This is a genomic window from Leclercia sp. GHBNCSD, from assembly GCF_055805075.1.
In genome coordinates, this window is the sequence record NZ_JBQVYO010000001.1 from 1,263,948 (window position 1) to 1,286,783 (window position 22,836).

The following is a 22,836-nucleotide window of genomic DNA, read 5'->3' on the forward strand; positions in this document are numbered from 1 at the left end:
ACTTCCTGTTTCGATTTAGTTGGCAATTTAGGTAGCAAACATGCAGACCCCGCACATTCTTATCGTTGAAGACGAGTTGGTAACACGCAACACGTTAAAGAGCATTTTCGAAGCAGAAGGCTACGATGTCTTTGAAGCGACCGATGGCGCAGAGATGCATCAGATCCTTTCTGAAAATGATATCAACCTGGTTATCATGGACATCAACCTGCCGGGTAAAAACGGCCTTCTGCTGGCACGTGAACTGCGTGAACAGGCGAACGTTGCGTTAATGTTCCTGACCGGCCGCGACAACGAAGTTGATAAAATTCTTGGCCTGGAAATCGGCGCGGATGACTATATCACCAAACCGTTTAACCCACGCGAGTTAACCATTCGTGCACGCAATCTGCTGTCCCGCACCATGAACCTGGGCACGGTCAGCGAAGAGCGTCGTAGCGTAGAGAGCTACAAATTCAACGGCTGGGAACTGGATATTAATAGCCGTTCTCTGGTGAGCCCGCAGGGCGACCAGTACAAACTGCCGCGCAGCGAATTCCGCGCCATGCTGCACTTCTGCGAAAACCCGGGCAAGATCCAGTCCCGTGCAGAACTGCTGAAAAAAATGACCGGCCGTGAGCTGAAGCCACACGACCGTACCGTTGACGTGACTATCCGCCGTATTCGTAAACATTTCGAATCCACGCCGGATACACCAGAAATTATCGCCACCATTCATGGTGAAGGCTATCGTTTCTGCGGCGACCTGCAGGAATAATTCTGCACATAAGTCATAAAAAACGGCGCCCTGGCGCCGTTTTTTTTATTTCCATAACCGCATCGTATCTTTATCCGATGACCCGGATGGCGCCGTGCGCTTCGGCTGGGAGAGCGAGTACCAGTCAAAGTGGCGCGTGAGATACATTACCGCGAACAGGGCCAGCACCAGCACCGCAGAGCCCAGCAGCAACGCACTCTCTTCTGAACGCAGCAGGAACCACATCACCACGTCCAGCCCCAGCAGCGCCAGCACAAACAGGCCACTGCGTTTCCAGCTTTTCAGCACTGCCTGCAGATAGACGCCGTTCATTAGCGCCCCTACCAGGCTGGCGATAATCCATGCGGGTGTAAAGCCCACATGCTCAGACAACGCCAGTAGCACCAGATAGAACAGCACCAGCGCCAGTCCCACCAGCAGGTACTGCATCGGGTGCAGCCGCAATCCGGTTAAAGTTTCAAAGACGAAGAAGGCCATAAACGTCAAAGCAATCAGTAAAATGGCGTACTTAATCGCGCGGTCGGTCAGCTGATACTGATCCGCGGGGGTCGCCACCGTGACGCTAAACGCCGGGATCGCACTCCATTCAGGGATCTCGTTGTCGTTGAACCAGCCCGCAAGATTGTTCGCAAACCAGCTACTTTTCCAGTTTGCCTGGAAACCAGACGCGCTAATCTCGTGCTTAACCGGCAGGTAATTGCCCATAAAGCTCGGGTGCGGCCAGTTACTGTTCAGGGTCATTTCGCTGTTACGTCCCACTGGAACCACGGCAAAGCTGCCGGTACCGGCCAGATTGAGCGACATCTCCAGCGAGACGGTTTTTGCCGCCAGCGCGTTGTCGGTCAGTGGGATGTGAATGCCGGATAACGCCCCGTACACCCCGGCGCCAGGCTCGATGCTTAACGTCTCACCATTGATTTTTGAGATGCTCACTGCCCCTATCCCGCGCGCATCCCCGACGCCGACCACGATAAACGGCTTGCCGAGCGTCATCGTCTCACCCTGCAACTCCGCCAGTTTTTCCGTCGTAAACTGCGCCTTAATGTTGAGATCGGTATTCCAGATTTGTCCGTCATAGATGCCGATATTGCGCGTTTGCACGTGCTGATTGCCCTCAACCAGTAGCGTCTCCGGCAGAATGAAGTGCATATAACGCTTCTTATACTCCACCTTTTTCGCCTCTTCCTGTTTGTAATAGATCTCCGTTACCGGAATGGCGATCAGCGGGCCCACCAGCTGCTGCGGGCCGCTGGTACTCTGGCGAAGGGTGTTTTCGACCTCGTTGCGATAGCTCTCACGCTCCGAAATCAGATTGCCCACCAGCATCAGTGGGATGAGTAACAGCAGAATGCACCCTAACAGGGTGCTGACTTTCCAGAACAGGGGGGATTTCATATCAGGTCTCCTTTGTGATGAGGAGAGCCTAACCAGGCTATGTGGGGTCAGTTTGAAGTTATGTGAAGGGACGGTGAAGTATCAGGGTGGCCGTCACGCCGCCGTCAGTCCGGTTTCGCAGATCGATGCTCCCCTGATGCAGACGCGCCACCTCCAGCACAAAGGCCAGCCCCAGCCCGCTACTTTTCAACCCGTTCTCGCGCGGGAGGGAGTAGAAGCGCTCAAAGATTCGCGCCTGCGCATAATCCGGGATGCCGCTTCCGTTATCCGTCACGGTGATGGTGACCTGCCTGAACGCCTGCGTAGCGGCAAGCTGGATCGCCCCACCCGGCGGGGTAAAGTCGATAGCGTTATCCAGTAAATTGCCCAGCGCCTGCTCAAGCAGATCGGCATCGCCCTCCACGCAGCACCCGCTCCTTTGCCAGTTCAGAGTGATGTTTCGGGAGGCGAGCGTCGCCGCGCGCGCATCGGCAAGGCGTGTGAACAGCTCATCAATGCTGACACTGACCGGAACGATCTCGACCCTGTTTTCCAGCCTGGCCTGAGCGAGAAGTTTTTCAACCAGCGACTGCATGCGCGCGTTTTGCGCCAGAATATTATCAATAAACCGCGCCGCCACCTGCGGCGGGGGCTGCTCTGCCAGGATCTCGGCCGCACCGCGGATCGCGGCCAGCGGGCTTTTCAGTTCGTGGGTGAGCGCATGCACATAATTTTCGATATCATTTTTTCCCTCCAGACGAACACGCATGTTCTCCAGCGCCTGCGCCAGTTTGCGCAGTTCACTGCTGCCCGGATCGGGCAACGGCAGCGGGGTATCATTGGTCACCGAGTCGGCATAGCGCGACAGGGTGTTAATCGAGCGGTTGATCCACCAGGCCACCGCCAGACCAATGAGCAACGCAATCCCCAGCAGCGCGCCGCCGGCCCACAGGATCCGTCGCTCGCTGCGCTGGATCACCGGCGCCATCGCGCTATTGGGCTTTCCTACCGACAATACGCCGATAATCTTGCCCCGATCGACCACCGGCGCGGCAACGTACATGACCGTACTCTCCGGATCCTGCGGATCGCTCGGCGTACTGCGGGCGCCATACTCCCCGCGCAGCGTCAGCCAGACGTCATTCCAGCGCGCGTAATCCTTCCCCACGGCCAGGCCGGTGGAATCAAATACCACCCGGCCGCGGGCATCGGTCATGTAGACGTGATATTCGTTACGCACTTTATGAATGCCGCCAATATTGGCGCGAAACGGGCGCTGGTGGAGCCGGGAAAAGGCCTGCGCCAGCTTGCCCTCCTGCGGGTTGCCTGCGAGCAGATCGTCTCGCCCCACTTCCGCCAGCAGCGTCGCGGTGTCAATCAGCGTGCCTTCGGTTGCCCTGCGCACGCCGGGCTTGATCTCCTGAACAAAGATCGACAGCACAAACCACGCGGCGATGGCCACAATCAGGAAGTATCCCAGCAACAGCCGCATGCCTATGCGCATTAATATAATCCCAGGCTATAACCCATGCCGCGGTGGGTGCTGATAGGGGAAAGCTGGTCATTCACGGCCCGCAGTTTGGCGCGCAGGGTTTTAATATGGGTATCCACAGTGCGATCGAAGCTGTCGCCCTCCTCTCCCCAGACTTTATCCATCAATTGCTGGCGGGAATAGACGCGGCCCGGCGCGTTCAGCAGCGTTTTAAGCAGCAGGAACTCGTAGCGTGTCAGGGGTAATGGCTCACCAAACCAGCTGATCCTGGCGGCAGGTTCATTCAGTTCAAACTCGCTGATACGGACAATCTCTGAAGGCGCAGCGGACTTTTGCATGCGCCGTAAAATGGTCCGCACCCGGGCGCATACCTCCCGGGGCGAGAAGGGTTTGGCGACGTAATCATCTGCGCCAATCTCCAGACCGAGCAGCTTGTCCACTTCATCGCTGCGGGCCGTCAGGAACAGCACCGGTAGCGAAGGATGCCGGGCCAGCAGCTGACGGCAGAGCTCAAAACCGCTGATATCCGGCAGCCCCACGTCCAGGATGGCGAGCGCCGGGCTTTGTCGGCGCGCTTCCTCCAGCACCGGAAGGCCACGTTCAAAGGCCTTTACCGCAAATCCCTCCTGCTGGAGCATGTAGATCAGCGTATCGGCGATGCTGATTTCGTCTTCAACCAGCCAGACCACAGGTTGCTGCATGGCGTGTCCCTGAATTAATGCCACGGCATAATGGGCACCGCGCTCAGCGCGTTCTTAGGTGAACCTTCAACGACCTTATCCGAGTAGGCCAGGTAAGCCAGCGCGTTACGTTTCGCATCATAGAAACGCACCACCTGCAGTTTTTTGAACACCAGCGAGGTGCGTTTCTGGAATACTACATCGCCCTGTGCCTTACCGTTTTTGATCTTGTCGCTCAGCTCAACTGGCCCCACCTGCTGACAAGAGATCGCCGCGTCGGAGGTGTCTTCCGCCAGCCCAAGGCCCCCTTTTATCCCGCCCGTTTTTGCCCGGCTGATATAGCAGGTCACGTTCTTTACATCGGGATCGTCAAAAGCTTCGACAACAATTTTATGGTCCGGCCCGAAAACTTTGAATACGGTATCGACAGAGCCAATCTCCTCGGCCTGCACGGCGCGCCCCACTAATAACAGCAGCGTCATAACGATCAATGTCTTGTATTTCATATTGTTACCATATTTGAAGATTGAACTGCGTAATTATTCAACAATGATATAAAAAAAGCAGCAAGATCACAGCATTAGAAAATATCTCCCTGGATAACAAGGAAAATCGCATTTAAGCGCAAAAAAAACACTGAATGCTAAAACATCAAAAAATGCTATTATCCGCTAACCTGTTAGCAGGGTATCTGCTGTTTAAAGGATGAGGATAGTATATGGATCAGGCTGGAATTATTCGCGATCTTCTTACCTGGCTGGAAGGCCATCTGGATCAGCCGTTGTCACTCGATAATGTGTCGGCAAAAGCGGGATATTCTAAGTGGCATTTACAGCGGATGTTTAAGGATGTCACAGGTCATGCCATTGGCGCCTATATCCGCGCACGTCGCCTCTCCAAGTCCGCCGTGGCGCTTCGCCTGACTGCGCGTCCAATTCTGGATATCGCCTTACAGTACCGCTTTGATTCACAGCAGACCTTTACCCGCGCGTTCAAAAAACAGTTCTCGTTGACCCCTGCGCTCTACCGCCGCTCACCGGACTGGAGTTCATTCGGTATGTGCCCGCCGCTGCGCCTTGGCGAGTTCACCCTGCCTCAGCATGAGTTCGTCACTCTGCCAGAGACGCATCTGGTCGGCACGACGCAAAGCTACTCCTGCTCGCTGGAACAGATCTCCGAATTCCGTCATCAGATGCGGGTTCAGTTCTGGCGTGATTTCCTCAGCCATGCGCCGGCCATTCCGCCGCTGCTGTATGGCCTGAACGAGACGCGTCCAAGCCTGGAAAAAGATGACGAGCAGGAAGTGTTCTATACCACCGCATTAACGCCGGAAATGGCCAATGGCTATATTCAGGGGTCGAAACCGGTCGTGCTGGAAGGCGGCGAATATGTGATGTTCACCTATGAAGGGCTGGGTACCGGCGTGCAGGACTTTATCATGACGGTGTACGGCACCTGTATGCCGATGCTGAACCTGAACCGCAGAAAGGGGCAGGATATTGAGCGTTACTATCCGTCAACGGATGTGAGACCGGAAGAACGCCCAATCGACCTGCGCTGCGAATACCTGATTCCTATCCGCCGTTAACGCTGTAGCTCATCTAACGCAGGGGCATCGAGATGCGAGATATCCCCTGCCATCTCCACAATCCAGCCTGAAGCCAGCCACGGACTTTGCTGATAGTCGATGCGGGAAAGCGAGCAGTTACGCAGACGCAGGCGGCGTTCAGCCCAGGCCGGAAGCCCAAGGATGGTGCTGACCAGACAACCCAACGCCATCCCGTGACTCACCAGCAATGGCCGACTGCCCTCGGGAAGATCCAGACAGGCTGCCAGCGCCGCATGCATCCGCTCGCTCAGCTCCAGCATGGATTCGCCTTGTGGAATTCGGCCATCTTCGCTGCCGTTGACCAGCGTACGACGCCAGGACTCTTCTTCTTCCGTCAGGGTATCGATAAGACGCTGTTCCAGCACGCCCATATCCAGCTCACGCAGGCGGGCATCCACGGTGACATCGCAGCCGCAGGCCTGCGCGATAATCTCCGCTGTGCGTCGCGTGCGACCTAAATCGCTGGCGATGATGTGGGTGATGCCCAATGTTTTGGCACGTTCGCCAACCTGCCAGGCCTGATGTTCGCCCTTGGCAGTGAGTGGACTGTCTGACTGGCCTTGAATACGTCGCTCGGCGTTCCACTGCGTTTCACCGTGGCGAACAAGGTATACCTGTAACATGCTTTTTTTCCGTTATACTGCGATGATATTTTTAGAGTTAGGCTTAATTATGCACCAGGTTGTCTCTGCTACCACTAATCCTGCCAAAATTCAGGCAATTCTAAGGGCATTTGACGAGATCTTCGGCGAAGGATCCTGCCATATTGAATCCCTCAACGTCGAGAGCGGCGTCCCGGAACAGCCAATCGGCAGCGAAGAAACCCGCGCTGGCGCACGGAACCGCGTAGCCAATGCGAAGGCCGCCTGTCCAGATGCGGACTTTTGGGTGGCGATTGAAGCGGGCATTGACGAAGGCGCAACTTTTAGCTGGGTGGTTATCGAGAGCCGGGAGCAGCGCGGCGAAGCCCGCTCCGCCACCCTGCCGCTCCCGGAGGTGATTCTGGATAAAGTGCGCGAAGGGGAAGCCCTTGGGCCGGTGATGTCGAAATACACCGGCATTGATGAGATTGGGCGCAAAGAGGGGGCGATTGGGGTCTTTACCGCCGGGGCGCTGACGCGCTCAAGCGTTTACCATCAGGCGGTGATCCTGGCGTTAAGTCCGTTTCATAACGCGATATACAGGTAATTACGCCTTATCCGGCCTACGGTACACACGTCTTGTGTAGGCCTGATAAGCGCAGCGCCATCAGGCGTTTTTCAGCAGCACCTGCTCCAGCCACTGGCGCAATTCAACCGGCGCCGATTTCAGGCTGTTCGATCCGCGGGTGATGGTGGCGATCCCCGCCCCCAGCTCGCTTTTCAGCTCGCGCTGGCTCATCTCACCGCGCAGCAGCTCCTCGATGATCCGCACCCGGGTGCCCAGCGCCTCGCGCTCGTCGGGGGTCAGCATCAGCTGCAGCAGCGGCAGATGCAGATCCTGTTCATAAGACTGACGAAGCAGCTCCACAAAACGAAGCCACTCCTGATGACGTTGCTCGGCCATCGCCGATGAATAAGGGGAATGCTGGGTCATGTTATGCCGCCTTTCGTACTCTTAAACGAGTACAAGCATAACATAACCCCACCGATCAGTAACGTCGCTGCCACTCACTGTCGCTCATCAGGGTATCTTTCTCTCCCATGAAGTAGCGATAGTAAGCATCATACGCCAGGACGTTCTTCACATAGCCGCGGGTTTCTGAGAACGGAATGCTCTCGACAAACGCCACCGCGTCAATGCGGCCGGCACTGTTGCCAAGCCAGGTGCGCACGCGGCCCGGACCGGCGTTATAGGCCGCCGAGGCGAAGATACGGTTATCGCCGAACTGATCGTAGACGCTCTGCAGATAGGTGGTGCCAATATTGATATTGGTCTCCGGATCCAGCAGCTGCGACGGGCTGGTGTAACCCGGGATACTAAACTTCTTCACCGTATGGGCGGCGGTGGCGGGCATCACCTGCATCAGACCGCTGGCCCCCACCGGCGAGCGCACTTTCGGGTTCCAGGCGCTCTCCTGACGGGCAATCGCCATCGCATAGCTCTGCGGGATAGTTTTGCCGCGGGTATAGCGTTCGAACAGATCCTTATAGGCCAGCGGGAAACGCTCCTCAAGATGATCCCACAGCTTACCGGCGATCGTCGCCTGGACGCTGAGATCCCACCAGTGATTATCAAAGGCATAGCGCGCCAGCTGCGCTTTTTCGTCGACGGTGCGGCTGGTGACCAGGTTCGCCCATTCGCTGCGGGCGGTGTTGTCCAGATTCCAGTACATCAGTTCGCGCACCCGCGCCATCTCCGGCCCATTTACCAGAGCCGCGTTGACGCCGGACGGCGCTTTATCAATCTTTAAGGTGTACTCCTCGCCGAGTCGCTGGGCCGCGACCATCGGATAGAAACCGCGCTGCTGCATCAGGCTGTGCAGAATGGATTTCGCCTCCTCCTCACGCCCCCGCTCCAGCAGAAGATCCGCCTGCCAGTAGCGCCATTCATCCTTCTCTTTCGCCTCCATCGGCAAGCGCGCCAGCCAGGTATTCAGGCCGCGGCGATCGCCGTTGCCCAGCGCCATGCGCACGCGGCGCTCCACCAGCGAGGTGGACTGGGAACGCATGATGGCGTCATCGCGCCAGCGCGCCTGTTCATCGGTGACATCGCTGCCCATCAGTCGCCACGCCACGATATCGCGCAGCTCCTGGGTCTGATCCTCATTGAGCTGCTGCGCCTGGGCAAGGGATGGGATCATCAACCGGGCGTTTTCCACGTCGTCCCGCGCCACGCTGGTGAACGCCACTGTCGCCATCTGGCGGGTAAAATCGGTGGCGCCCGTGGTGCGGGCAAAGTCCATCACCGTCTTCGGATCGTTCGCCAGCTGGATCAGCGCGCTGGAGATGGTCTGATACTCCGGCGGCATCTGTCCGGCGAGCGCGGTCACCAGACGGGTGTTGCCCGCTTTCATCGCCAGACGGATGCGCTCCAGATACGCTAAAGGATCCTGCTTGCCGGAGGCGCGCCAGGCGCCGAACAGCGAGTCGCAGGCGTTGGGCTGGCTTTTACCGGTGAGCCATAGCGCTTTGGCGCCGTTCCAGGCCTCTTCCTGCTGGCCTGTCGCCCACTTCGCGTAGTAGTAGTTACACTGCGCTTCGGTGGTACCGGGTTTTTCAGGGCTAAAGGCCAGCAGGCCGCGCCAGTCTTCACGGCGGGCCAGCTCGTTGACAAAGCGCGACTGTAGGGTACGCGCCGGAGGCAGCGTCGGGTTGGCCTGGATAAAGTTTTGGACGGTGATCGTCGGCTGGTTCATCAGATCGTCGGTGAGCTGGCGGTATTCCAGATAGGGGTAGAGCGGGTACTCTTTCAGCGTCGGCATCAGGGCCTGCACCGTCTCCATCTGTCGCTGATCCCATGCCTGTTTGATCTGGGCATAGCGGTTACGTTGTTCATCCAGTGAATCGGCTCGCGCCGCGCTGCTGATGGTCAGCACGCAGACGCTGGCAGCCAACAGTCGCCAGCCCACTTGTTTGGCTTTTACCACACGCTCATCCTCTGTTAATCGTCATTAAATGCAGCATCGTGCCGCGCAAAAACGTAATTAACTTATGCTAACCAGGCATCCCGCAACGCGCCACGTTACCGACACATTTTTACCTTTCTTGCGCGTTTTAACACTCCTGCCGTCGATGGCTGGGATTAGGCGGGGAAAAAGGCTACACTTCGCCACTATTCTCATCACGATAAAAGAGGCGAAGTCCAACGTGGCTCAATTCGTTTATACCATGCATCGTGTCGGCAAAGTGGTACCGCCGAAACGTCATATTCTTAAAAATATCTCGCTGAGCTTCTTCCCGGGCGCAAAAATTGGTGTGCTGGGTCTCAACGGTGCCGGTAAGTCCACCTTGCTGCGCATCATGGCGGGCATCGATACAGAGATCGAAGGTGAAGCCCGTCCGCAGCCTGGCCTTAAAATCGGTTACCTGCCCCAGGAACCGCAGCTGAACCCGGAGCACACCGTTCGTGAATCTGTTGAAGAAGCCGTTTCCGAAGTGGTTAACGCGCTGAAAGGTCTGGACGAGGTGTACGCGAAGTACGCAGAGCCGGATGCAGACTTCGATAAGCTCGCGGCCCAGCAGGGTAAATATGAAGAGATCATCCAGGCACACGACGGTCATAACCTGAACGTGCAGCTGGAGCGTGCGGCCGATGCCCTGCGCCTGCCAGACTGGGATGCAAAAATCGCCAACCTCTCCGGTGGTGAGCGCCGCCGCGTGGCGCTGTGCCGTCTGCTGCTGGAAAAGCCAGACATGCTGCTGCTCGACGAACCCACCAACCACCTGGATGCGGAATCTGTGGCGTGGCTGGAACGCTTCCTGCACGACTTCGAAGGCACCGTGGTGGCGATCACCCACGACCGTTACTTCCTTGATAACGTTGCCGGCTGGATCCTGGAGCTGGACCGCGGGGAAGGTATTCCGTGGGAAGGTAACTACTCCTCCTGGCTGGAGCAGAAAGACCAGCGTCTGGCGCAGGAAGCCTCTCAGGAAGCGGCCCGTCGCAAATCCATTGAGAAAGAGCTGGAGTGGGTTCGTCAGGGCACTAAAGGCCGTCAGTCTAAGGGCAAAGCCCGTCTGGCGCGCTTCGAAGAGCTGAACAACACCGAATACCAGAAACGTAACGAAACCAACGAACTGTTTATTCCACCTGGAGCCCGTCTGGGTGACAAAGTGGTTGAAGTCAGCAACCTGCGTAAATCCTACGGCGATCGCGTGCTGATCGACGATCTGAGCTTCTCGGTACCGAAAGGCGCGATCGTCGGCATCATCGGTCCGAACGGCGCGGGTAAATCGACCCTGTTCCGCATGATGTCCGGTCAGGAACAGCCTGACAGCGGCACCATCACCCTCGGCGAAACCGTGAAGCTGGCCTCCGTGGATCAGTTCCGCGACGCAATGGATAACAGCAAAACCGTCTGGGAAGAAGTTTCGGGCGGCCTGGATATCATGCGTATCGGCAACACCGAAATGCCAAGCCGCGCCTATGTGGGCCGCTTTAACTTTAAAGGGGTTGATCAGGGTAAACGCGTGGGCGAGCTGTCCGGCGGTGAGCGTGGTCGTCTGCATCTGGCAAAACTGCTGCAGGTTGGCGGTAACATGCTGCTGCTCGATGAACCGACCAACGACCTCGACATCGAAACCCTGCGCGCGCTGGAAAACGCCCTGCTGGAGTTCCCGGGCTGCGCCATGGTGATCTCCCACGACCGTTGGTTCCTCGACCGTATCGCAACCCACATTCTGGATTATCAGGATGAGGGTAAAGTGGAGTTCTTCGAAGGTAACTTCACCGAATACGAAGAGTACAAGAAACGCACGCTGGGCGCTGACGCGCTGGAGCCAAAGCGTATCAAGTACAAGCGTATCGCCAAGTAAAGGCAAAACGGCAACCCACGGGTTGACGTTTTTATGTGTGCCGGGTGGCGGCTTCGCCTTACCCGGCCTACAAAAACGTAGTCCCGGCAAGCAGAGCGGCAGAGGGCTTACCCCTTCTCGCCCATCATCTCTTTCACCAGCTCCACGCAGCGCAGGAATCGGTTGTCATAGTCCGCCTCTTCCACATGCACAAAGTCGATATTATTCGCTTCAAGCATCTCCACCAGCATGGTCTGGAACTCTCTCCTGTCCACCGAGCTGCCCAGGCTGCGCATCCCGTCCGCCACCCAGGGGGTGTTGTTCTCCAGCAGGATCACTAAGTCGAAGCGGTACTCGTCGATCAGCGCCTGCACAAACGGGTGCTCGCGCCCTTCATATTTTTTACAGAACGCCTGGGTAGTGACGAAATCGGTATCGACAAACGCCACTTTATTGGCGTATTTCACCGCAAAATCAATGTACTGGGCGTGCCCCAGTGCAATCTTGTCGTAGTCGGAATATTGCAGCGCCATCTCGTCGCCGCCGAGGTGCGAGAAGACGTAATCCCGGCCATACTCCCAGGCGCTGGTGGTGTTGAAGATGTTCGCCAGCTTGTTGACCAGCGTGGACTTACCGCTGGACTCACCACCGAGGATCGCCACGGTGCGCACGAAGAACGGCTTCACTTCCGTCGGGATGTATTCCCAGTAGCGGAACGGGTTTTCGCGGATCTGGGCGCCACTGATATTCATAAAGGTACGTTTAGGGTCGATCAGCACCGTTTCCGTGCCCAGATGTTCGGGATATTGCGAGGCGTCAGACTCTTCAGAGGTGTAGATCCAGTTTGGCTGGATCCCTTTCTCTTCCATAAAGGCTTTTATACCGTTGCTCCAGACATCCCAGCCGTGGGGATAGGGCTCCATCCCCTCTTCGTTAAAGGCATGAATGCGGATGTTTTTCTGGTACTTGAAGGTCTGAAGCAGCCAGCGCAGGCGGTCCGGGACGGTGGGCTGCTGGGACATGGCGCTCGCTTCAAACAGCTCGCGGTCGCGCTTGTCGTCGTAGCCCATGATGATGTGCAGCTCGTCCACCTGGCTACAGGCGCGCTGGATGAGGTAGATATGCCCGGTATGCAGCGGATAAAACTTGCCGAACACCACGCCGATGTTCTTCTGCATACGTGGAAACTCAAGCCCCAGAAAGCGGTGCAGCGCTTCCAGCTTCTGCGCGCTGGGGCTTTTGATTTTGGCATTCAGCAGCTGGCTTAAATAGCCCTTGGTCATACCGCTGGCTTCCGCCACCTGCTGCAAGGTGCAGCCTTTCTGGCGGATCGCGGTCTTGATATAGTCAAATGACGACATAAATTATGGTGCCTCCTGCAACATCGATCAGGTAATTATAAGTCGTCAAAGACATTTAACGCATCAGCAAGTTTTTTCACGCCAAAGACCTTCATCCCTTCCGGCACCTTTTTCGGCACGTTGGCGGCAGGCACAATCGCCCGGCGGAAGCCATGTTTTGCCGCCTCGGAGATGCGCTCCTGACCACTCGGCACCGGGCGGATTTCGCCGGCCAGACCGACCTCGCCAAAGACCACCAGATCCTGGGGCAACGGACGGTCACGCAGGCTGGAGACCATCGCCAGCAGCAGCGCCAGGTCGGCGCTGGTTTCGGTGACCTTGACGCCGCCGACCACGTTGACAAACACATCCTGATCCGCCATCTGCAGGCCGCCGTGACGGTGCAGCACCGCCAGCAAAATTGCCAGACGGTTTTGCTCCAGCCCCACCGCCACGCGACGGGGATTGCCCATCATCGAGTGATCGACCAGGGCCTGGATCTCCACCAGCAGCGGGCGCGTCCCTTCCCAGACCACCATTACCGAGCTGCCGGAGGTGACTTCGTCGCCGCGGCTCAGGAAGATGGCGGACGGGTTGCTCACTTCACGCAGCCCCTGCTCGGTCATGGCAAAGACGCCCAGCTCATTCACCGCGCCAAAGCGGTTCTTATGGCTGCGCAGAGTACGGAAACGGGTATCGGCGTCACCATCCAGCATCACGGAGCAGTCGATACAGTGCTCCAGCACTTTCGGCCCCGCCAGGGCACCATCTTTGGTGACGTGGCCGACCATGATGATCGCCACGCCGCGCGTTTTCGCAAAGCGCGTCAGGTAGGCGGCAGTTTCGCGCACCTGGGCGACGCTCCCCGGCGACGACTGGATATCGGCCATGTGCATCACCTGAATGGAGTCGATCACCATCAGCTTCGGCTGCTCTTCTTCAGCAATCATGCAGATCTGCTCGATGCTGGTTTCAGAGAGCATATTCAGCTCGCTGGTGGGCAGCCCCAGTCGGTGGGCACGCATCGCCACCTGCTGCAGCGACTCCTCCCCGGTGACGTAGAGTGTTTTCATCTGCGCCGCCAGCTTGCAGAGGGTTTGCAGCAGCAGGGTCGATTTCCCGGCGCCCGGGTTCCCGCCAATCAGAATGGCGCTGCCCGGCACCACGCCGCCGCCCAGCACCCGGTCAAACTCTTTAAAACCGGTTGAGAAGCGCGGCAGGGCTTCAAGGCTGATGTCGGAGAGCTTCTGGACTTTCGATACACCTGCGTTGCCCGCATAACCGCTCAGACGCTCGTTACGGGCAACGGTGGGTGAAGCGGCAACTCCGCGCACTTCGGTGATGGTGTTCCAGGCATGACAGGCGCTGCACTGCCCCTGCCAGCGCGGATAATCCGCACCGCATTCATTACAGACAAATGCGCGTTTTGGAGCTTTCGCCACGTTTTACCTCTTTATTTCTGGTTTACGCTGCCAGAGAGAATGCAGAACACCCCCATCAGGTCAGCATGACGGATAGTGACTTCCGTCTTTTCGTTCACGGTCGGTTTGGCATGGTAGGCGATACCAAGCCCGGCCACTTTAATCATCGGCAGATCGTTCGCGCCGTCGCCAATGGCCACCGTCTGGGCAACCGGGATCTCATATTTTTCCGCCAGACGCGTCAGGGTGTTGGCCTTGAACTGGGCATCAACGATATCGCCAACCACGTTTCCGGTCAGTTTGCCGTCGCGGATCTCAAGCTCGTTGGCGACCACCGCGTCCAGGCGCAGCTTGTCACGCAGATACTCGGCAAAGAAGGTGAACCCGCCGGAGGCGATGGCCACTTTCCAGCCCAGGGTTTCCAGCTTCAGCACCAGCTGCACCAGCCCCGGCATCAGGGGGAGCTTTTCCCGGACCTGCATCAGGATATTTGCGTCGGCATCTTTCAGGGTCGCCACGCGCTGTTTCAGGCTGGCGGTGAAGTCCAGTTCGCCGCGCATGGCCCGTTCGGTCACTTCGGCCACCATCTCGCCAGTACCCGCCAGTTTAGCAATTTCGTCGATGCACTCGATCTGGATGGCGGTTGAATCCATGTCCATCACCAGCAAGCCCGGCGTTTTCAGATGCGGGATTTTACCCAGCGGCGCGACATCGAGACCCGCATCATGCGCCAGACGGGTGGCACGCTGGGTCAGAGAACCGGCCAGACGGATCACCTGATAATCTTCCACACACCAGGCTGCCACGATCACCATTGCCGCGCCCAGCTTGCGCTGATACGTCGTTAACTGCTGTTTATCCAGGCCGCGTCCATACAGCAGCCAGCCGCTACGACCAGCATGGTAATCCAGTGGCATTACCTCATCACCACTTAATGAGAGCGGCAATCCTGGCCAGAGAGAGAGATCATTGGGCAGGTCGCACCAGGTAATGTTTGGCATTAAAGCTCCTGTAAAATCGTTCGCGCCGGGAATCATCCAGGGGAGGGAAAATAACGCATGAGGCTACCTTGTAACCATCACTTCTGGCAACATTAACCCCGAAAATTTTCAGCAGGTGGAATATGGCTCGTGCAAAACTGAAATTCCGGCTTCATCGTGCCGTGATTGTCCTCTCCTGTCTCGCCCTGTTAGTGGCGCTGATGCAGGGCGCATCGTGGTTCAGCCAGAATCATCAACGGCAGCGTAATCCGCAGCTTGAAGAGCTGGCGCACACCCTTGCGCGTCAGGTGTCGCTCAACATCGCCCCGCTGATGCGCACCGAAACGCCGGATGAAAAGCGCATCACCCAGGTGCTGCATCTTCTGACGGAAGAGAGCCGCATCCTGGATGCCAGCGTTTACGATGAAGAAGGAGCCCTCATTGCCCGCTCCGGCGAGCATGTCGACGTGCGCGACAGGCTGGCGCTGGATGGTAAAAAAGCGGGCGGCTACTTTAACCAGCAGCTGGTGGAGCCGATTCAGGGTAAAAACGGCCCGCTCGGCTATCTGCGTCTGACGCTCGACACCCATACCCTGGCCACCGAGGCCAAGCAGGTGGATAACACCACCAATATTCTGCGCCTGATGCTGCTGTTGTCGCTGGCGATCGGCGTGGTGCTGACCCGCACGCTGCTGCAGGGCAAACGCACCCGCTGGCAGCAGTCGCCATTCCTGCTCACCGCCAGTAAATCGGTGCCTGAAGAGGAAGAGAGCGAAAAGAAAAGCGAGTGATTGAGTCGATAACCGTTTCAGGAAAGGAAATCTGCATGTCTACATTGCGTCTGCTTATCTCAGATTCATACGATCCCTGGTTTAACCTTGCGGTAGAAGAGTGCATCTTCCGCCAGATGCCCGCCACGCAGCGGGTGCTGTTCCTGTGGCGCAACGCCGACACGGTGGTCATTGGCCGGGCGCAAAACCCGTGGAAAGAGTGCAACACACGACGCATGGAAGAGGACAACGTGCGCCTGGCCCGTCGCAGCAGCGGCGGCGGCGCGGTATTCCACGACCTCGGCAACACCTGCTTTACCTTTATGGCCGGAAAGCCGGAGTACGACAAAACCATCTCCACCAGCATCGTACTGAACGCGCTGCAGGCGCTGGGGGCCACGGCGGAAGCCTCCGGGCGCAACGACCTGGTGGTAAAAACAGATGAAGGTGACCGGAAGGTCTCCGGCTCGGCCTATCGCGAAACGATGGACCGGGGTTTCCATCACGGCACCCTGTTATTAAATGCCGATCTCAGCCGCCTGGCGAACTACCTCAATCCCGACCAGAAAAAGTTGCAGGCCAAGGGCATTACCTCCGTGCGCGGGCGGGTTGCCAATCTGGTGGATCTGCTGCCGGGCATCACCCATGAGCGGATCTGCGATGCTATCCGCGAGGCGTTTTTTGCCCATTACGGCGAGCGGGTTGAAGCCGAACTCATTTCACCTGACAAGACGCCGGATCTGCCGAACTTTGCCGAAACCTTTGCCCGCCAGAGCAGCTGGGAGTGGAACTTCGGTCAGGCGCCTGCCTTCTCGCACCTGCTGGATGAGCGCTTTACGTGGGGCGGCGTGGAGCTGCACTTCGACGTCGAGAAGGGCCATATCTCGCGTACCCAGGTCTTTACCGACAGCCTGAACCCGGCGCCGTTAGAGGCGCTGGCGGCGCGTCTGCAGGGCTGTTTGTACCGTGCGGATAGGCTGCAACAAGAGTGCGATGCCCTGATCGGCGATTTCCCGGAACAGGAAAAAGAGCTGCGGGAGCTGTCAGCCTGGATTGCGCGGGCGGTACGCTAACAAAAATGCCCGCTTGCGCGGGCCTGTAACCGTAGGCCGGGTAAGGCGAAGCCGCCACCCGGCAGAACATTCACGCCATTCTCTGGACCATTACCGCAATATCGCTTAACCGCGTTTTCATTCCCGCGGCGATCGTGCGGAAATTTTCACTTATCCGCTTTTCATCCATCACCTGCTGCCAGAATTGTGCTGCCAGTGGCAGGGCAAATTCCCATGCCTGACGCGATATTGTGCTATCGAAACGCAACTCGCACGCTTCTTCCCGCATCATACCCGCGCTGGAAGGCGCAAACGCCATGGGCAACATGTCATAAACCGGGGCAAGGGATAACGGGAACGCGGAATAGTAAAAAGAGAGGTTCCCCGCGTGCATATCGCTGTTAGCGATAAGGCGCCCAAACGCCGATATCTTTTCGACCTGTCCCGCAGCGGTTGCCTCTACGATGCCAGCCTGCACGAGCTTCTCAACCGTGTGCGGCCATGCTCCGCTCGCAGTGACAAATTCACTTTGTACCGCCTCAAGGGAGAGGATGGCACGTCTGCCCGTGACGCCTTCGCAGTCAAAGCGTTTAGCCTCAAGAAAAACCTGGCCGCTTTCCCCTTGTAGCGCGATGGCATCGCTTGCCGCGAGCCCTGCCCGGGTAAGCGTGCTGTGCGCGATAGCCTCGGCAAACAGCAGATCGCCCCATCGTACAGAGACTGCGCTACTTTGTGGCGCAGTAAACTTGACCTGCACATGCGCGTCACCCGTTGCCGTTTGGACAAAGCAGGAGAACTTGGGTTGTTCCCCACCCGCAGAAGAACCTACGATCTCCCCTGCCAGCGCCTCCCGGGAGAGCTGCGCATAGACCCGGTTTTTTTGAAAGTCGGTAATGGGCTGCGGAGGGGTTGCACAGAGCCAACGTTGGTAGTTCTTCTCACCCACCAGCCAACCACCGGAATGCTCACCAGGAAACTGGCTAAGGGCATAAAGCACATCGCTTTCCTGCCAGAGACGAATATCTTCCGGCAGCGAGAATTGCTGTGCCAGGCGGCGGCCCCACGCCCGTCCTAAAAAACCCTGAGGGCGAAGGTCGGTCAGATACCAGGGAAGACTATCAAACCATTGCCATTGCCCATCAGCCTGTAGCACAAGGCAGCTTCCCTGCGGCCAGGTGGGGTAAATCTCCCCGCCTTTGATGGCCCGACCCTCAGCATTCACTTGCCAGAAAGGAAATACGCTGATGCCCCGCACAGGGCGCAGCAGGGCGTAGCGCGTGGCGCGCGCTTTTCCAAACTGGATCACCTGTTGCTGGGTAGCCACCAGACGCGAAAATGTCGCCTGGCTGATGCCCAGATGCTGGCGAAGCTCAGGCGCTCCACGCGGGCCCTGTAGCAGCAGATCATTAATCGCTGTCATCAGTGAATGGTTTCATGAATAGATACTTGAATAAATTTCATAGCATATTCAGATGAAATGTAAAGAAAAATGCGGAGGTTGGATGTGAAAGGTGAATAGATAAAAAACGGGGGCAGAACGCCCCCGCAGTAAATCTTACTCTTTATCGCCCAGCAGAACGGATTCCAGCGCGATCTTGATCATGTCGTTGAAAGTGGTCTGACGCTCAGCGGCAGTGGTCTGCTCGTGAGTACGGATGTGGTCAGACACGGTGCAGATGGTCAGGGCTTTCGCACCGAACTCAGCCGCCACACCGTAGATACCCGCCGCTTCCATCTCCACGCCCAGGATGCCATATTTCTCCATCACGTCGAACATCTCGCCGCCGTCTGGCGCGTAGAAGAGGTCCGCAGAGAAGATGTTGCCCACGCGCGCGTCCACGCCCAGCGCTTTGGCGGCGTCAACGGCGTTACGCACCATATCAAAGTCGGCAATCGCCGCGAAGTCATGATCTTTGAAACGCATGCGGTTAACTTTGGAGTCGGTGCAGGCGCCCATGCCGATCACGATGTCACGCAGCTTAACGTCCATGCGCACGGCACCACAGGAGCCGACGCGGATGATTTTCTTCACGCCGAAATCGGTGATCAGCTCTTTGGTGTAGATGGAGCAGGATGGGATACCCATGCCGTGACCCATAACGGAAATTTTGCGGCCTTTGTAGGTACCGGTGAAGCCCAGCATGCCGCGAACGTTGTTCACTTCACGCACATCTTCGAGGAAGGTTTCGGCGATGTGCTTCGCGCGCAGCGGGTCGCCCGGCATCAATACGACGTCAGCGAAATCACCCATCTCTGCATTAATGTGAGGAGTTGCCATCTTCAGTTCCCTTATTAGTATGTTGTTTTGCCGGGCGGCGGCTGCGCCTTACCCGGCCTACAAAAAACGTAGGCCCGGCAAGCCACGCGCCGCCGGGCAGCGTCATCAGAACATGGCTTTGCCATATTCCATGTCAGACGTACCAAAGTATTTTGCAATCGTCTGGCCGATATCCGCGAAAGTTTCACGATGGCCCAGAGAGCCTGGTTTCACTTTCGGACCGTAGACCAGCACCGGAATGTGCTCGCGGGTGTGGTCGGTACCGGTCCAGGTTGGGTCGCAGCCGTGGTCGGCGGTCAGGATCAGAATGTCATCTTCACCCACCAGCTCCATCAGCTCCGGCAGACGGCGGTCGAACAGCTCCAGACCGGCAGCATAACCCGCAACGTCGCGACGGTGGCCCCAGGAGGAGTCGAAGTCCACGAAGTTGGTAAAGACGATGGTGTTATCACCCGCCTCTTTCATCTCTTTGACGGTGGCGTCAAACAGCGCGTCCAGACCGGTGGCTTTCACTTTTTTGGTAATGCCGCAGTTAGCGTAGATATCGGCGATCTTACCGACAGAGACCACCTGGCCTCCTTTCTCATCAACCAGTTTCTGCAGCACGGTCGGCGCTGGTGGTTCAACGGCCAGGTCGTGACGGTTACCGGTACGCTGGAAGTTACCCGCTTTGTCGCCCACAAACGGACGCGCGATCACGCGGCCAATGTTGTAGCCGCCTTCGGTCAGCTCTTCACGAGCGATTTCGCACAGCTCGTACAGGCGATCCAGACCAAAGGTCTCTTCGTGGCAGGCAATCTGGAACACGGAGTCAGCGGAGGTGTAGAAAATCGGCTTGCCGGTTTTCATGTGCTCTTCGCCGAGCTGATCCAGAATGACGGTACCGGAAGAGTGGCAGTTGCCGAGGTAACCCGGCAGGTTCGCACGCTCAACCAGTTTATCCAGCAGCTCCTGCGGGAAGCTGTTTTCGTGATCGGAGAAATAGCCCCAGTCAAACAGAACCGGCACACCGGCGATTTCCCAGTGACCTGACGGGGTGTCTTTCCCGGAAGAGAGCTCGTGCGCCCAGGCGTACGCGCCCACCACTTCCGCGTTAGCGTCCATACCGGCGGCAACGTTGCCGGTAGAACCTTCGTGGGCCTTAACCAGACCCAGGCGGGTCAGGTTTGGCAGATTCAGAGGGCCCTGACGACCGTTGTTCGCTTCGCCTTTTGCACAGGCTTCAGCAATGTGACCCATGGTGTCTGCACCGTTGTCACCAAAGCGATCTGCATCTTCTGTAGCGCCGATGCCGAAAGAGTCCAGCACCATAATAAATGCACGTTTCATATGTTCTCCGTACTCAGTGCTTCATAAAAAAGCGATCAGATCAGTATACCGCTATTCGGTAATACGACGATAGACCGAAGGCGAGCTTTCTGGGGCATTATCTGCCAGGGTAATGGCCGCTTTCACCGCTTTCGCCGCCTCCTGCCAGCTGTTTTCATCCTTCGCATGGATCACCGCCAGCGGACGTTGACCGTCAACGCTGTCGCCCAGACGGGCCATATCGGTGAAGCCGACGCTGTAATCAATGCTGTCGGAAGCCTGACGACGACCGCCGCCCATCGACACCACCGCCATCCCCAGCGCGCGGGTGTCCATTGCCGAGACAAAGCCTTCGGTATCCGCATAAACCGCTTTGCTGAGCATCGCGGTAGGCAGGTATTTGGCGTAGTTTTCCACGAAGTCGGTCGGGCCTTTTTGCGCCGCCACCATGCGGCCAAAGATCTCCGCCGCTTTGCCGTTGTCCAGCACCGCCTGAAGCTTCGCGCGGGCGTCGGCGTCATCTTTCGCCAGCTTACCGGAGATCAACATCTCGACGCACAGCGCCATGGTGACGTCAAACAGACGCGGGTTACGGTACTCACCGGTCAGGAACTGCACCGCTTCGCGGACTTCGACCGCGTTACCCGCGCTGGAGGCGAGCACCTGGTTCATATCGGTAAGCAGCGCGGTGGTGCGCACCCCTGCGCCGTTAGCCACGCCAACAATCGCTTCGGCAAGCTGGGCAGAGAGTTCGTAAGTCGGCATAAAGGCGCCGCTGCCCACTTTGACGTCCATCACCAGCGCATCCAGCCCTTCGGCCAGCTTCTTGGCAAGGATCGAGGCGGTGATCAGTGGGATGGAATCGACGGTCGCGGTAATGTCACGCGTGGCGTAAAAACGCTTATCCGCCGGGGCAAGGGAGCTGGTCTGGCCGATAATCGCCACACCCACATCTTTAATAATGTCGCGGAAGCGATTGTCATCCGGGAAGATATCGAAGCCCGGAATGGCTTCCAGTTTGTCGAGCGTGCCGCCGGTATGACCGAGGCCGCGCCCGGAAATCATAGGAATGTAGCCGCCGCAGGCAGCGACCATTGGCCCCAGCATCAGCGAGGTGACATCACCCACGCCACCGGTGGAGTGTTTGTCCACGATTGGGCCATTAAGGTTAAGGCCTTTCCAGTCCAGAACGGTTCCTGAATCCCGCATTGCCATGGTCAGCGACACGCGCTCCGACATCGCCATATCGTGGAAGAAAATGGTCATCGCCAGGGCGGCAATCTGCCCTTCAGAGATGGTATTGTCGCGGATGCCGTTGATAAAGAAACGGATCTCTTCGTCGCTTAAAGCATGACCATCACGTTTTTTACGAATAATTTCTTGTGCGAGAAACAAAATAACCCCCTGAGGAAGTGAGTCGAAGGCTAACCGTAGGCCGGGTAAGCGTAGCGCCACCCGGCGAAGCGGAATAACGCCGGAGGGCGGCTACGCCTTATCCGGCTTACAACGAGTAGTGCTATTAGTAGCTGCTTGCGCTCTTACCGTCGCCGTGACCCAGCGCTTTCAGCAGGCTCGCCAGCAGGCTGGATGCGCCAAAACGGTAGTGACGGGCATCGGCCCAGTCGGCACCGAACAGCTCATCGGCAATCGCCAGGAACTGCTGCGCATCTTCTGCGGTACGCACGCCGCCCGCCGGTTTGAAGCCCACGGTTTTTTCCACGCCCATGTCGCGGATCACTTCCATCATGATGCGTGCGCTTTCCGGAGTGGCGTTCACCGGCACTTTACCGGTGGAGGTTTTAATGAAGTCTGCCCCGGCTTTGATGGAGATTTCAGACGCTTTGCGAATCAGCGCCTCTTCTTTCAGTTCGCCGGTTTCGATGATCACTTTCAGCAGTACGTTTGCCGCGGCGCAGGCCTCTTTACAGGCTTTCACCAGATCGAAACCAACCTGCTCGTTACCCGCGATCAGCGCGCGGTACGGGAAGACCACATCCACTTCATCAGCGCCATAGGCAATGGCGGCGCGGGTTTCGGCCAGCGCGATCTCGATGTCGTCGTTGCCGTGCGGGAAGTTCGTCACCGTGGCAATACGCACCTCCGGCGTGCCCTGCTCTTTCAGGGTCTTACGCGCGATGGGAATGAAACGCGGGTAGATACAGACAGCCGCGGTGGTGCCCACCGGGGTTTTCGCCTGATGACACAGCGCGATCACTTTTTCGTTGGTGTCGTCGTCATTCAGGGTGGTCAGATCCATCAGTTTCAGTGCGCGCAGGCTGCTGGCGGTTAAATCGGTCATAACATTCTCCGGGCGTATAGCCGTAAAATTTCACCTTGCGG

The 22,836-nt window shown here is 57.6% G+C and carries 21 protein-coding genes; 6 read left to right on the forward strand and 15 right to left on the reverse strand.

All coding sequences use genetic code 11. The features are described from left to right. The first annotated feature begins 40 nt into the window (after positions 1-40). Positions 41-757 (forward strand): two-component system response regulator ArcA, encoded by a 717-nt coding sequence (gene arcA, locus ACT3IC_RS06200; protein WP_039030451.1) that lies wholly within the window; start codon positions 41-43, stop codon positions 755-757. 45 nt (positions 758-802) lie between these two features. Here the strand turns inward: arcA and creD are convergent, their stop codons facing one another. The 4 genes from creD to creA are packed head-to-tail and all read right to left on the reverse strand — an operon-like array spanning position 803 to position 4,809. Next, entirely contained in the window at positions 803-2,152 is a 1,350-nt protein-coding gene (creD, locus tag ACT3IC_RS06205) for a cell envelope integrity protein CreD (protein WP_103178193.1), read from the reverse strand. A gap of 58 nt (positions 2,153-2,210) precedes the next feature. Continuing rightward, the gene (gene creC / locus ACT3IC_RS06210; protein ID WP_103178192.1) at positions 2,211-3,635 is read right to left on the reverse strand and encodes a two-component system sensor histidine kinase CreC; all 1,425 of its coding nucleotides are present in this window, start codon (positions 3,633-3,635) and stop codon (positions 2,211-2,213) included. Next, complete coding sequence (creB, locus tag ACT3IC_RS06215) at positions 3,635-4,324, reverse strand: two-component system response regulator CreB (RefSeq protein WP_420193261.1); 690 nt, start codon at positions 4,322-4,324, stop codon at positions 3,635-3,637. The genes creC and creB overlap by 1 nt, the downstream gene beginning before the upstream one ends. Before the next feature lie 14 nt (positions 4,325-4,338). Then, positions 4,339-4,809: a protein CreA gene (creA, locus tag ACT3IC_RS06220; protein ID WP_103178190.1), complete on the reverse strand. Its 471-nt coding sequence runs from the start codon at positions 4,807-4,809 to the stop codon at positions 4,339-4,341. Between the two features lie 212 nt (positions 4,810-5,021). On the opposite strand from creA, the gene robA reads away from it, so the two are divergent. Next, a complete protein-coding gene (gene robA, locus ACT3IC_RS06225; RefSeq protein ID WP_103178189.1) occupies positions 5,022-5,891 on the forward strand; it encodes an MDR efflux pump AcrAB transcriptional activator RobA in 870 nt (289 codons plus the stop codon). Here the strand turns inward: robA and gpmB are convergent. Continuing rightward, entirely contained in the window at positions 5,888-6,535 is a 648-nt protein-coding gene (gene gpmB / locus ACT3IC_RS06230; RefSeq protein ID WP_103178188.1) for a 2,3-diphosphoglycerate-dependent phosphoglycerate mutase GpmB, read from the reverse strand. The genes robA and gpmB overlap by 4 nt on opposite strands. A 49-nt stretch (positions 6,536-6,584) precedes the next feature. Between gpmB and yjjX the strand changes: the two genes are divergently transcribed. Next, positions 6,585-7,100 carry an inosine/xanthosine triphosphatase gene (gene yjjX, locus ACT3IC_RS06235; RefSeq protein WP_263951372.1) on the forward strand — a complete coding sequence of 172 codons (516 nt, stop codon included), beginning with the start codon at positions 6,585-6,587 and terminating at the stop codon, positions 7,098-7,100. A gap of 60 nt (positions 7,101-7,160) precedes the next feature. Here the strand turns inward: yjjX and trpR are convergent, their stop codons facing one another. Together trpR and sltY are read right to left on the reverse strand one after the other, a co-directional pair. Continuing rightward, on the reverse strand, positions 7,161-7,487 hold the full coding sequence (trpR, locus tag ACT3IC_RS06240; RefSeq protein WP_103178187.1) for a trp operon repressor: 327 nt from the start codon (positions 7,485-7,487) through the stop codon (positions 7,161-7,163). A 55-nt stretch (positions 7,488-7,542) separates the two neighbouring features. Further along, complete coding sequence (gene sltY, locus ACT3IC_RS06245) at positions 7,543-9,480, reverse strand: murein transglycosylase (RefSeq protein WP_473476697.1); 1,938 nt, start codon at positions 9,478-9,480, stop codon at positions 7,543-7,545. A gap of 220 nt (positions 9,481-9,700) precedes the next feature. Here sltY and ettA point away from each other — a divergent pair, with 220 nt between their 5' ends. Beyond that, complete coding sequence (gene ettA, locus ACT3IC_RS06250) at positions 9,701-11,368, forward strand: energy-dependent translational throttle protein EttA (RefSeq protein WP_103178185.1); 1,668 nt, start codon at positions 9,701-9,703, stop codon at positions 11,366-11,368. Positions 11,369-11,475: 107 nt separating this feature from the next. Here ettA and nadR read toward each other — a convergent pair whose 3' ends face one another. From nadR to serB, 3 genes are read right to left on the reverse strand one after another with little or no spacing between them, the layout of a single operon-like run. After that, positions 11,476-12,708 (reverse strand): multifunctional transcriptional regulator/nicotinamide-nucleotide adenylyltransferase/ribosylnicotinamide kinase NadR, encoded by a 1,233-nt coding sequence (gene nadR / locus ACT3IC_RS06255; protein WP_103178184.1) that lies wholly within the window; start codon positions 12,706-12,708, stop codon positions 11,476-11,478. A gap of 35 nt (positions 12,709-12,743) precedes the next feature. Further along, on the reverse strand, positions 12,744-14,129 hold the full coding sequence (radA, locus tag ACT3IC_RS06260; RefSeq protein WP_103823183.1) for a DNA repair protein RadA: 1,386 nt from the start codon (positions 14,127-14,129) through the stop codon (positions 12,744-12,746). Positions 14,130-14,140: 11 nt separating this feature from the next. Then, positions 14,141-15,109 (reverse strand): phosphoserine phosphatase, encoded by a 969-nt coding sequence (serB, locus tag ACT3IC_RS06265; protein WP_103178182.1) that lies wholly within the window; start codon positions 15,107-15,109, stop codon positions 14,141-14,143. Positions 15,110-15,231: 122 nt separating this feature from the next. Between serB and ACT3IC_RS06270 the strand changes: the two genes are divergently transcribed. Both ACT3IC_RS06270 and lplA read left to right on the forward strand, forming a co-directional pair. After that, positions 15,232-15,879 carry a YtjB family periplasmic protein gene (locus ACT3IC_RS06270; protein ID WP_103178181.1) on the forward strand — a complete coding sequence of 216 codons (648 nt, stop codon included), beginning with the start codon at positions 15,232-15,234 and terminating at the stop codon, positions 15,877-15,879. A gap of 35 nt (positions 15,880-15,914) precedes the next feature. After that, positions 15,915-16,931 carry a lipoate--protein ligase LplA gene (gene lplA / locus ACT3IC_RS06275; protein ID WP_103178180.1) on the forward strand — a complete coding sequence of 339 codons (1,017 nt, stop codon included), beginning with the start codon at positions 15,915-15,917 and terminating at the stop codon, positions 16,929-16,931. A gap of 70 nt (positions 16,932-17,001) precedes the next feature. Here the strand turns inward: lplA and yjjJ are convergent, their stop codons facing one another. The 5 genes from yjjJ to deoC form a co-directional block, all read right to left on the reverse strand. Next, the gene (gene yjjJ / locus ACT3IC_RS06280; RefSeq protein WP_473476701.1) at positions 17,002-18,330 is read right to left on the reverse strand and encodes a type II toxin-antitoxin system HipA family toxin YjjJ; all 1,329 of its coding nucleotides are present in this window, start codon (positions 18,328-18,330) and stop codon (positions 17,002-17,004) included. A 135-nt stretch (positions 18,331-18,465) separates the two neighbouring features. Beyond that, on the reverse strand, positions 18,466-19,188 hold the full coding sequence (gene deoD / locus ACT3IC_RS06285) for a purine-nucleoside phosphorylase (protein ID WP_103178178.1): 723 nt from the start codon (positions 19,186-19,188) through the stop codon (positions 18,466-18,468). Between the two features lie 105 nt (positions 19,189-19,293). Beyond that, positions 19,294-20,517: a phosphopentomutase gene (deoB, locus tag ACT3IC_RS06290; protein ID WP_473476704.1), complete on the reverse strand. Its 1,224-nt coding sequence runs from the start codon at positions 20,515-20,517 to the stop codon at positions 19,294-19,296. 51 nt (positions 20,518-20,568) lie between these two features. Then, complete coding sequence (deoA, locus tag ACT3IC_RS06295; protein WP_473476707.1) at positions 20,569-21,891, reverse strand: thymidine phosphorylase; 1,323 nt, start codon at positions 21,889-21,891, stop codon at positions 20,569-20,571. A gap of 124 nt (positions 21,892-22,015) precedes the next feature. Then, the gene (deoC, locus tag ACT3IC_RS06300; protein WP_168192000.1) at positions 22,016-22,795 is read right to left on the reverse strand and encodes a deoxyribose-phosphate aldolase; all 780 of its coding nucleotides are present in this window, start codon (positions 22,793-22,795) and stop codon (positions 22,016-22,018) included. Between the last annotated feature and the right edge of the window lie 41 nt (positions 22,796-22,836).